This is a genomic window from Burkholderia ubonensis (genome assembly GCF_902833085.1).
Classification (GTDB): domain Bacteria; phylum Pseudomonadota; class Gammaproteobacteria; order Burkholderiales; family Burkholderiaceae; genus Burkholderia; species Burkholderia ubonensis.
This window is the reverse complement of sequence record NZ_CADFEB010000003.1, coordinates 570107-582329: the sequence shown is the minus strand read 5'-3', so window position 1 is coordinate 582329 and position 12223 is coordinate 570107. Positions and strand designations below refer to the sequence as shown.

The following is a 12223-nucleotide window of genomic DNA, read 5'->3' as shown; positions in this document are numbered from 1 at the left end:
CCAGTCCCCGGAGGTTCACGCATGCATGGATCCTGGTCACCTGGATTTCCTCACGCATCCGTCATCGGCACCGCATAGTCCGGCGGGTCGCTCCGCGCCACGTGCATCCTGCCTCCCGTGAGCATGCGCAGCACCACGTAGAACACCGGCGTGAGCAGCAGTCCGAACAACGTGACCCCGAGCATGCCGAAAAACACCGCGATGCCCATCGCATGACGCATTTCCGAACCCGCGCCCGACGACAGCACCAGCGGCACCACGCCCAGGATGAACGCGATCGAGGTCATCAGGATCGGGCGCAGGCGCAAGCGGCTCGCCTCGATCGCTGCGCGCGTCACCGAGTGGCCCTGCATTTCCAGCTCGCGAGCGAACTCGACGATGAGGATCGCGTTCTTCGCCGAGAGCCCTACCAGCACCATCAGGCCGATCTGCGTGAAGATGTTGTTGTCCCCCCCGGTCAGAAATACGCCCAGCAGCGCCGACAGGATGCTCATCGGAACGATCATGATCACCGCCAACGGCAGCGTCAGGCTTTCGTACAGCGCGGCGAGCACGAGAAAGACCAGCAGTACGCTGATCGGGAACACCCACAGCGCCGCATTTCCGGCCAGAATCTGCTGGTAGGTCAGATCGGTCCACTCGAACTTGATGCCGCGGGGCAATACCTCGGCGGCGATCCGCTCGGCTGCCGCCTGCGCCTGTCCGGACGAGTAGCCGGGGGCGGGGCTGCCGTTGATGTCGGCGGCCGTGTAGCCGTTATAGTGGACGACCATTTCGGGGCCATACGTCGGCGTCACGGTGACGAGCGACGAGAGCGGCACCATGTCGCCGGCGATGTTGCGGGTCTTCAACGCCATGATGTCGCTCGCGCGCTGCCGGAACGGTGCGTCGGCCTGTACCCGCACCTGGTACACGCGACCGAAGCGGTTGAAGTCGTTCACGTACAGTGAACCGAGATAGATCTGCATGGTGTCGAACACGTCCGTCACCGACACCCCCAGCTGTTTTGCCTTCACGCGGTCCAGATCGACGTTCAGTTGCGGTACGTTGATCTGATAGCTGGAGAAGGCCGGACCCAGTTCCGGGGCCTGGGCCGCACGCTCGAGGAACGCCTCGGTGGCGGCGTTCAGCTGTTCATAGCCCAGCGCGCCACGGTCTTCCAGCTGCATCTTGAAGCCTCCGAGCGTGCCCAGCCCCAGCACGGGCGGCGGCGGGAACACGGCGATGAAAGACTCCTTGATGCCTTCATACTTCCGGTTCAATGCGGCGGCGATCGCGTTGGCCGACAGGTCGGCACGTTCGCGATCGCGGAACGGCTTCAAGGTGATGAACAACACCCCCGCGCTGGACGAATTGGTGAAACCATTGACCGACAGCCCCGGAAATTCCACTGCGCTCTCGACTCCCGGCTGCTTCAGCGCAATCGCGGACATCTCGCGCATCACCGCTTCCGTGCGATTCAACGACGCGCCATTGGGCAACTGCGCGAAACTGATGAGAAATTCCTTGTCCTGCGTCGGAATGAAGCCGGTGGGTACCGCCTTTCCCAGCAATGCGGTGCCGCCGAGCAGCGCCGCGTACACGCCCATCATCAACGCCTTGTGGCCGATGACCCAGGTCACGCCCGTGCCATACGATTCCGAACCGCGATGAAATGCCCGGTCGTAGGCGGCAAAGAACCGGCCGAAGATCCGGTTCATCACGCGCGTGGGCTTGTCCGGAGGCGCATCGTGCGCTCGGAGCAGCAGCGTGCACAAGGCCGGCGACAACGTGAGCGAATTGAGCGCCGAGATCACGGTGGAAATCGCAATGGTCATCGCGAACTGCTTGTAGAACTGTCCGCTCAGGCCGGGCATGAAAGCCAGCGGCACGAATACCGCGACCAGCGACACCGCGATGGCGACGATGGGCCCGCCGACTTCGCGCATCGCGCGGTGGGTGGCTTCGCGCGGCGACAGGCCCGCGGCGATGTTGCGCTCGACGTTCTCGACCACCACGATCGCGTCGTCGACCACGATGCCGATGGCGAGCACCATGCCGAACAGCGACAATGCATTGATCGAGAAGCCGAACACGAGGAGCAGCGAGAACGTGCCGATGATGGAGATCGGCACCGCCAGCAGCGGGATGATCGATGCGCGCCAGGTCTGCAGGAACAGGATCACGACGATCACCACCAGCAGGGTCGCTTCGAGCAGGGTATGCACCACGGCGCTGATGCTGGAGCGGACGAACCGGGTGGTGTCGTAGACGATGCGGTAATCCACGCCCGGCGGCATATCGGCCTTCAGCTCCGCCATGATCTTGCGGGCCTGAACGGCGATTTCGAGTGCATTGCCGCCCGGTGCCTGGTTGACGCCGATTCCGACCGCGGGTTGATTGTCGAGCAGCGCGCGCAGCCCGTATTCGGAGGCGGCCAGCTCGATGCGCGCCGCGTCGCGCAGATGCGTCACCGCGCCATCGGGGGCCGTCTTGAGCACGATGTCGCCAAACTCGGCTTCGGTCCGCAAGCGCCCGTGGGCATTCACGTTGAGCTGCATCGGCACGTCGGCCGGCGCGGGCGATGCGCCGATCACGCCGGCGGCCACCTGGACGTTTTGTTCGCGGATCGCAGTGACCACGTCGCTCGCGGTCAGGCCGAACTGGGCGATCTTCCGTGGATCGAGCCAGATTCGCATCGCGTAGTCGCCGGACCCGTACAACGGGACATCGCCGACTCCGGGAATCCGTTCGAGCCGGTTCTTGACGTTGAGCAGCGCGTAATTGCGCAGATACGTCATGTCGTAGCGATTGTTCGGGGACACCAGGTGGATGAACAGAATGTTGGTCGGCGACGACTTCACGGTGGTCACGCCGAGCCGCTGCACATCGTCGGGCAGGCGCGGCATCGCCTGCAGCACGCGGTTCTGAACCAGCTGCTGCGCCTTGTCCGGGTCGGTGCCCAGCCTGAAGGTGACCGTCAGCGTGAGGTTGCCGTCGCTGTTGGCCTGGGACTGCATGTACAGCATGTTCTCAACCCCGTTGATCTGCTCCTCGAGCGGCGACGCGACGCTCTCGGAAATCACTTTCGGATTCGCGCCCGGGTATTGCGCGCGCACGATGATCGACGGCGGGATCACTTCCGGGTATTCGGAGATGGGCAACTGGAAGAGCGCAATCACGCCCGCCAGCAGGATCAGGGCCGACAGCACGCCGGCGAGGATCGGTCGATCGATGAATAGTCTGGAGAGGTTCATTCCGGTTCCGCGGGTCTCGCGATCTGGTCAACTCGTTGGAATGCCGATTCGCCGCATCAGGGATTCGGGCCCGTGGCGGATGCGCCAGCCATTTGCACCATGTTCGGTTTCACCAGATCGCCCGGATGCAAGCGCTGCAAGCCGTTCACGACGATCCGGTCGTTGGGTTGCAGGCCGTGCGTGACGACGCGCAAGCCGTCATGCAGATCGCCCGGCGCGATCTCGCGATACTGAGCGTGATTCTGAGCATCGAGCACGAACACGAATTTCTTGTCCTGATCCGTGACCACTGCGCGGTCGTCGATCATGACGGCCGGGTGGGGCGCGCCGCCCTCGATCCGGACCTTCGCGAACAGTCCGGGTATGAGGCTGCCGTCCGGATTGTCGAAGCGCGCGCTCACCCGGATCGTGCCGGAGCCGGTATCGAGATGGTTGTCGACCGACGTGATCGCGCCGCGGCGCGAATAGGCATCCTCGTCGCTCAGTGCGAGCCAGGCGGTCACATGATCCTTGCCGTCATGTTCCAGAAAGCGGAGATAGGTCCGTTCATCCATGTCGAACGATGCAAAGATGGGCGAGACCGACATCAAGGTCGCCAGCACCGGCGCCCCTGATCCGGACGCGACGATATTGCCCGTCGTGATCTGGGCGCGTGACATCCGGCCGGTCACGGGGGCGAGGATGCGCGTATGGTCGAGATTCAGCCTGGCCGCTTCCAGCGCCGCGCGAGCCGCTTGCAGATTGGCCGATGCTTCCAGGGCCGCATGTTCCTTTTCGTCGAAATGGCGTTTCGCGATCGCGTTGTCGGCAAGCAGGCGCTGCGCGCGCGACAGCTCGGCCGCGGCATACGCGCAGCTCGCTTGCGCGGCGGCCAGCTGTGCCTTTGCGCGATCGACTTCGGCCGCGTAGGGGCGCGGATCGATCGTGAACAGCAGGTCGCCCTTGTTCACGAATGCGTCGTCCTTGAAGTGCACCGCGAGAATCGTGCCCGACACCAACGGACGAATATCGACCTTGTCCACCGCTTCCAGGCGACCCGAATAGCTTTGCCGGTCCATGATCGTTTTCGACACGATCGTCGCCGCGTCGACCTGCACCCCTTGCGGCTGCGGCGCGGCATGCGCGAACCCGACCGCGGAATCGGCGCGGCCGGGCAAAGGGGTGAGCCTGCCCGCAACGAGCGCGACAAGCGCTACCGCGATCGCGGCACCCAGGTATTTGCGCTTGGAGGACATGAGCAATACTCCATGATTTCGCCGGTAACCGACGGCACCGACCGGTGCCGTCCGGGAATTGCATCGTCAGGGCGTGCGCGTTCTCATCGCGGGGCAGGCCTGCGATTCGTCCACGAGCGCCGGCTGCACGTCGCGTTCGCTCAGCTTTCGGGCCAGCTCGCTCAGAACCGGTTGCGCGAACAACGTACTCAACGCGAGTTCCATCTTCGTGATCTGCCGCAAGCGGGACATGCACTGCACCGCCAGCAACGAATTCCCGCCCAGTTCGAAGAAGTGATCGTGGCGCCCGACGCGCTCCACGCCGACCAGTTCCGCCCAGATTCGCGCGATGGCGTTTTCGAGTTCGCCTTGCGGTGCCTCGTATCCCTTCACCGTGAAGGACTGCATGTCCGGTGGCGGTAACGCCTTGCGGTCCAGCTTGCCGTTGGGTGTCAGCGGCATGGCGTCGAGCTGCACATAGGCCGACGGAACCATATATTCCGGCAGCTCGGCCCGGCAATATCGTCTGAGCGTCCGGGCATCCGGTGGCGCAAGCGCGATCGAATCGCGCAGCGCGCGCAGGGAATCGAGCGCGGGCAACGCGTCGTCGGGATTCATCCAGTCGATCAGGCAAGCGATCTCGTCGACGCCCGAATCCCTGAGCTGGTTGACGAGCGGCAGGCAGGTCCGCGGCGTGCCGATCAGCGACGCGGTACGGGAGTAGCGATCGAACGCATGCGCGACGATGTTGTCGAGATCCTGCTCGGAGAGGCTGTCCGTCGAAATGTTCAGGCTTTTCAGCATCGGCGCCAGCAAACCCAGATGTGCGCGCAGGTAGTTCATGAACGGCTGCCTGGATTTCACGAACGCCGCGTCCTCGTCGTCGCTGACGAAGGTGTGGATCATCATCGTCACCTTGCCGGTCGCCGGATCGTGACCATGTTCCAGCCGCGTCTTGCGGTACAGCGCGATGTTCTCCGCGGCCTGCTCGACCGTTTGTCCAAGCAGATGGGTCAGAACATGCGCACCGATTTTCCCGGCGTGGACGAAGGTATCGGCGTTGCCCGCGGCGGTAATCCATAGCGGCAGCTCGTGTTGCAGCGGTTGCGGAAAAATCCGCACGTCGGACGCAGCGCCGAGGCCGTCCCGGAATGTCGCGGCGTTGCCCGCCCAAAGGGTCTTGAGCGTTGCGATGCCGTCTTGCAGCACCTGCTTGCGGCTTGCGTAGTTGTCCGGAGCAAGCACGAAATCGCGGGAATGCCAGCCGGTGGCGAGCGCCATGCCGACGCGGCCTCCGGACAGGTTGTCGACCACCGCCCATTCCTCCGCGACCCGGATCGGGTTGTGCATCGGAAGCACGACGCTGCCGGCGCGCAGCTTGACGTTCCGCGTGATGGTGGCCAGTGCGGCATTCAATACCGAAGGATTGGGGTACAGACTGCCGACATGGTGGAAATGTCGTTCCGGTGTCCAGATTGCCTCAAAGCCGTGTTCATCGGCAAACCGGGCGGATTGGAGATAGAGCCGGTATTTGTCGTTCGCGGCATAGGTATCCGCGCCGAAGAAGAACAGGCTGAACCCGACCGCGGCTTGATCCGCCGCGGACGCCATGTCGTGTTCGACGTCCGGCTCGTGCGGCACCACGTAGGCGACCAGTCGCTGGTCGCCTTTGACGTCTTCGCGCGCCAGCACGACGGCCTCGCGAATGCGCGGATGCTCCAGCAGACGCGCCTCGATTTCGCCCGGCTCGATCCGGAAGCCGCGCAGCTTTACCTGGAAATCGTTGCGGCCGAGATATTCGATGTCTCCACCGGGCAGCCAGCGCGCGAGGTCGCCGGTCCTGTACATGCGTGCGCCGTCCTGATCCGAGAACGGATCCCGCAGGAATCGCTCGGCACTCAACTCCGGACGGTTCAGATAGCCGCGCGCGACGCCGTCGCCGCCGATATGGAGCTCCGCGGCGACCCCGACGGGCGCGGGCCGCCCCTGGTCGTCGAGCAGATAGATTCTGGTGTTCGAAATCGGACGGCCGATGGATTCGTTGATCGGCCGGAAACCCGCGCGATTGTCCAGGCGCGTGGCGGTCGACCAGATGGTCGTTTCGGTCGGGCCGTATACATTCCAGACGCTGTCGACGCGTTCGCGCAACCGCTCGCCCAGTTCTCCGCTGAGCGCCTCGCCGCCGCACAGCGCCTTGAATCCCGGCGTGGCATGCCAGCCGCTTTCAACCAGCAATCGCCAGGTTGCCGGTGTGGCTTGCAGCATCGTGGCGCCGAAACGAAGCAGCGCGTCGCTCACCGCCGCCGGATCGTGGGCGCTGGCCCTGTCCAGCAGGATGACGCGAGCGCCGCAAATCAGCGGCAGATAGAACTCCAGCGCGGCGATGTCAAAGGCGAACGTCGTCAACGAGAGAATCCGGTCCGCCGATCCGATGTCGACGATGCTCCGCATCGAGGTCAACAGATTGACGACCCCGCGATGCTCGACCATCACCCCTTTGGGCGTACCGGTTGAGCCGGACGTATAGATCACGTAGGCCAGGTCCCGGGGCGTGACGCCGGTGACCGTGCTCGACAAATTGTCGGTCGATTCGCTGCTCCACCGACACGGTGTCTCGGTCAGATCCAGTATCGGCAACGTGGCGCCGGCGCTCGACGTGCGTGTCCAGACGGGTTCCACACCGGCCTGAGTCAGTACTGCGGCCGGTGCGCAGTCCCGCAGCATGTAGGTCAGCCGGTCGGCGGGATAGGCCGGGTCCAGCGGCACGTAAGCCGCGCCGGTCTTGAGCACCGCGAGGAGGCCGGTCAGCATGGGCAGGCCTCGCTCGATGCAGACTGCGACGCGGTCGTTCGGCCCGACGCCGAGTGCGCGCAGATGATGGGCGAGTTGATTGGCCCGTGCATTCAACTGCGCGTAGGTCAGCGAGTGATCGGCCTGCATTGCCGCCACGGCATCCGGGGTTCGCCGCGCTTGCGCCTCGATCAGCTCGTGGATGCAGCGGTCGGCCGGATAGTCGGTGCGCGTGTCGTTCCACTCGTGGAGCACTTGTCCTTGCTCGGCTTCCGGCAACACATCGATACGTTTCGTTGCCGTAGCCGGAGCATGTTCCAGTGCTTCCACCAGGCGTTCCATTGCGGTGCGCATGAAATGGCAGACGCGCATGGCCTCGAGCGGCGCCTGGGTTTGCGCTTTGAGCTTGAAAGCATCGCCCAGATCATCGACCGACAACGTCAGGGGATAATTGGTCCGCTCCTCGCCGTGGAGTGCCTGTATGCCCTCCCAGGCCCGCCGTTCCTCGTCGGTGCGGACCTGCTCCCGGCTCAGGCCGTGGCGATAATTGAACAGCGCGGTAAACAACGGGGCGGGCGCCGGTACCGCACTGCAGCTTTGCGCCAGGGCCAGCGACGCATGCTCGTGGGACAGAAGCTCGGCCAATAGAGACTGGGTGCGCCTCACGCCCGACACGACATCTTCGTCGCCCAGCTTGATCCGGATCGGCAGCGTGTTCATGAACAAGCCCATGACGCGGTCGATGCCTGCTTGTCCGTCCATGCGTCCAAACAGGGTCGTGCCGAACACGACATCGTCGCGCCCGGAGACGCGGGCCAGTACCTGGGCGCAAGCCAGGTGACACACGCTCGCCGGACTGACGCCGAGCTTGCGGGCGCGCGTGCGCAAGCGTTCCGCCCATTCCGGCGCCAGCGTCAGGCGGGCCTCGTCGATGTCGGTGCCGTCGCCCTGGACCTGGAGCAGACCGAATGGCGCGGTGGGTTCATCCACATCGCCGAGCATGCGCTGGAAGAATTCCTTGTGCGATTGCGAGCCGTTACCGGCGCGGCGCGCCTCGCCGACGAAATTCCGGAACGGCAGCGGTTCCGGCAACTGGCCGTCTTGCCCGAGCAGATGTGCCTGGATTTCGGAGCGCATGACGTCCAGCGTCGCATCGTCACACATCAGGTGATGGAACAGCATCAGCATCAGCCAGCGACCTTCCTTCACGTCGTGCGCAATGGCCGCCCGCATCAGCGGCGCCTTGTGCACGTCGAAACGCGTATGCCGGGGGGCGACGAGGCGTTGCAGTTGCTGCACGCCGTCTTCCTGATCCGGATCGAGCACGATCTCGTCCACCGGCAACGGTGCACGACGCCATACCACTTGCACCGGCGCCGACAGGCCATCCCACACGATGGCGGTACGCAGGACGTCGTGACGATCCATGACCGATTGCAGCGCGCGCAAATAGCTGTCGAGGCGCTCGCGCCGATCGAAGCTGGTCATGCGCGACAACAGGTAAGGGTCGGCATCGGTCGCCATCAGATGATGGAACAGGATGCCTTCCTGCAGTGGCGCCAGCGGATAGATGTCCTGAACGTTGGCGGCACCGCCGGGCACGCTTTCGACGATACGATCGATCTCGGCCTGTTCCAGGTCGAGCAACGGAAGCATTGCCGGCGTGATGGCGGTGCAGCCCGCCGGAATCAGATTGCCCGGCGATTCGGCGCGGAGCTCGCCTTGGCTCGCGCCGGCCGCCAGCAGGGCCAGCGTCGGATTCGTGAAGACTGCGCGCACGTCGGCGCGCAGTCCCCTCGCGCGCATGCGCTCCATGAGGGTGACCGCCAACAGCGAATTGCCGCCCATCTGAAAGAATTGATCGCAACGACCCACGCGTTTGACCTTGAGCAGATCGGCCCAGATTTCCGCGATGATCGTTTCGGCGCGCCCTTGCGGCGCTTCGTATTCCGCCGTGACGTATGCATCGGTGTCCGGCGCGGGCAGCGCCTTGCGGTCGAGCTTGCCGTTGGGCGTAAGCGGCAAGGTCTCCAGTCGCACATAGGCGGCCGGCACCATGTGCTCCGGCAAATGTTCCGCCAGGTAATCGCGCAGGCTCGCATTGACGCTGTCCGGACCTTCCGGAACGCCGGCATCCGCGGGACGCGCAAAGTAGGCGACAAGTCGCTGATCGCCCGGAGTGTCTTCGCGCACGAGCACCGCGACTTCGCGCACGCCTGGATACATGGCGAGCCGGGATTCGATCTCGCCCAATTCGATCCGGAAGCCCCGCACCTTGACCTGGAAGTCGCAACGGCCGAGATATTCGATGTTGCCGTCGGGCAGCCAGCGAGCGAGATCGCCCGTTCGGTACATCTTCGCGTCGTCCCGCCCGGAGAAAGGGGCGTGGAGGAAGCGTTCGGCAGTCAGCTCCGCACGATTCAGATAGCCGCGCGCGACCCCGACACCGCCAACGTAAAGTTCGCCGGCCACGCCGATGGGTACCGGTTGCCGGTGTTCGTCCAGGACATAGAGCTTCGCGTTCGCAATCGGCCGCCCGATCGGCGGCTTGCGCGGATCGTCGTGACGGCAATCGTACTGGCTCGCCCATACCGTTGCCTCGGTCGGCCCATAGGCATTGATGAGTCGACGGCCTCGTCCCCAGCGTTGCACCATTGCCTGCGGCAGCGCATCGCCGGCGACGATCAGGGTATCGACCGACGCCAGGCGGGCGCGCTCGGACAATCCGGCCAGTACCGCGGGCGTCAGCGTCGCGTGGGTGATGCCGTATTCGTCGATGGTGTGGATCAGCGTATCGCCCACCAGGATCGCGCCGGGCGCAGGGTAATAAAGCGTCGCCCCATGGCACAGCGCCATGACGATCTCGAAAATGCATGCGTCAAAACTGAAGGAGGCAAATTGCAGAACGCGACTGGCCGGGGACACCGTGAAGCCCCGGGCTTGCGCGACGGCCATACTGACGACGCCGCCGTGTTCGACCATCACGCCCTTCGGCAGTCCCGTCGATCCCGACGTGTAGATCACGTAAGCGAGGTGCGCGGGCATCAGGCCGATCGATTCGCGGTCCGGATTTGTCGTGGGCAGGTGTGCCCACGGCGGGTTTTTCGCGGTCAAGTCGAGCCTGGGCGCCCCGGCAAGCGCCTCGCCGAGATCGCCGTCCCAGAGGTCATCCAGTTCCCCTTGCGTGAGCACCGCCACCGGGGCGCTGTCGCGCAGCATGTGGGCCAGACGGTTCGCGGGATAGGCGGGATCCAGGGGCACATAGGCCGCGCCGGCCTTGAGGACGGCCCAGATGCCGACCAGCATGGACGGACCCCGCTCGACGCAGATCGCGACACGCTGATCCGGCACGACGCCCAGCTTCCTCAGGTAATGGGCCAGCCGGTTGGCGTGCTCGTTCAATTCCGCATACGACAGCCGAACGTCGCCCTGTACCGCGGCAATTGCATCGGGCGTTCGCGACGCCCAGGCCTGAAACAGTTCGTGAATGCACTGGGTGTGTGCGTAGGGCGCGGCGGTATCGTTCCATTCGACGAGCAGTTGCCGCCGCTCCTGCTCGGAGAGCAGCGACAGCCGGTCCACCGGACGATGTTCGTCATCCGTCATCGCGGCCAGAAGGGTGCGCCAGTTTTCGATGTGACGCTCGACCGTACTCCGATCAAGCAATTCGGTTGCGTATTCGACACGGAACACGACGGTTTCCCCTGCGTCCCGGAAGGAGAGGGCCAGGTCCGCGAGCGCGGCGCCCCGCGAAGCCACCTTTGCCGGTGTAACCGTCAGGCCCGGCAGCCGGAACTGCCTCGTTTGCTGCCCGTACTCGGAGAACATGGCCTGGAATACCGGGCCGCGGGACGTGCCATGAGTCGATGCGGCGACTTCCAGCGCGCGCTCCAGCGGAATGCCCCGGTACTGCCGGGCTTGCGCCAGTTTCGACTGGACGCGGACCAGCATTTCCGCCGTCGATGGCGCATCCGCGCAGTCCAGCCGTAACGCGAGCGTGTCCGAGAAACAGCCGATCATGCCGGACGCTTGCCCGGTGCCGCGTGTATCGGTTGACGTGCCGACAAGCACTTCACCTTGCCCCGACAACCTGGCGAGCAGCACGGCCCAACCCGTGAGCAGCGTGACGAACAACGAAGTCTCATTGCGGCGGGCCAGCGCTTTCAGGCATTGCGTGAGCTCGACTGCCAAGTGGCCTTCGATAACTTCGCTGGCGAAATCACGTTGCAGCGGCCGCTCACGATCAACGGGAATCGTCAGCATGGTGGAGCGTGTGCTCGAAACCTCGACGTCACGGCTTTCCCACGCTTCCTGCGCAAGCCCGGATTGCTGCTGTGTGCGTACGTAGTCGCGGTATTGAATGGTCACCGGCGGCAGCGGATCTTCCGCGCGATACAGCGAATCGAGTTCTCGAAGCAGAATTTCCATCGACACGTGGTCGGCGACAATCCGATGGGCAGTCATCAGCAGCGTGTGTTCCTGTTCGGACTCCCGAATCAGCGTCCCTCGAATCAGCGGACCCTGCTCCAGGTTCATGGGCATGCGCGCGTCCATCGCGATCAGGCGATCGCGCTCCTTCAACGGTTCGGCGTGCGCCTGGACGTCATGGTCCGTCAGATGAAACCCGGAGCCGGATTCGGGCGCCACACGTGGCAGGGGTTCGCCGTCGGCAGATGCGAACGTGGTCCGCAATATCTCGTTCCGAGCGACGATTCCGTCAAGCGCGCGACGCAGCGCCGTTCGATCCAGGGGGCCGTGCAAATGGAGGCCGACCTGAAAACTGAATGTGCCCTCATTCCCGTTCAGCTGATCGAGAAGCCAAAGCCGCTGTTGCGCGGATGACAATCGATATTGCTTTTCAGAATGGATGACGTGGCTTACCGACCGATTGGCCGATGCGGACGTATGTTCGAAGAGTTCGTTGCTGAGGCTCATGATCGTGATCGAAGTTCGGATTGGACCGTCGATTGAAAAGGGGAAGGG

3 protein-coding genes are annotated in these 12223 nt (G+C 64.3%); all 3 read right to left on the bottom strand.

Annotated elements, in window-relative coordinates; translation table 11 throughout:
* Nucleotides 1-50: 50 nt before the first annotated feature.
* The 3 genes from HWX31_RS10010 to HWX31_RS35460 all read right to left on the bottom strand — a co-directional run bounded on the left by HWX31_RS10010 (nt 51) and on the right by HWX31_RS35460 (nt 12175).
* Entirely contained in the window at nt 51-3236 is a 3186-nt protein-coding gene (locus HWX31_RS10010; RefSeq protein WP_174958947.1) for an efflux RND transporter permease subunit, read from the bottom strand.
* A 56-nt stretch (nt 3237-3292) separates the two neighbouring features.
* On the bottom strand, nt 3293-4471 hold the full coding sequence (locus HWX31_RS10005) for an efflux RND transporter periplasmic adaptor subunit (RefSeq protein WP_174958944.1): 1179 nt from the start codon (nt 4469-4471) through the stop codon (nt 3293-3295).
* Nucleotides 4472-4537: 66 nt separating this feature from the next.
* Entirely contained in the window at nt 4538-12175 is a 7638-nt protein-coding gene (locus tag HWX31_RS35460; RefSeq protein WP_174958941.1) for a non-ribosomal peptide synthetase, read from the bottom strand.
* Nucleotides 12176-12223: the final 48 nt, after the last annotated feature.

Coding starts and splice junctions, on each gene's coding strand:
- HWX31_RS35460 (WP_174958941.1), bottom strand. CDS start 12,175: ATGAGCCTCAGCAACGAACTCTTCGAACATACGTCCGCATCGGCCAAT.
- HWX31_RS10010 (WP_174958947.1), bottom strand. CDS start 3,236: ATGAACCTCTCCAGACTATTCATCGATCGACCGATCCTCGCCGGCGTG.
- HWX31_RS10005 (WP_174958944.1), bottom strand. CDS start 4,471: ATGTCCTCCAAGCGCAAATACCTGGGTGCCGCGATCGCGGTAGCGCTT.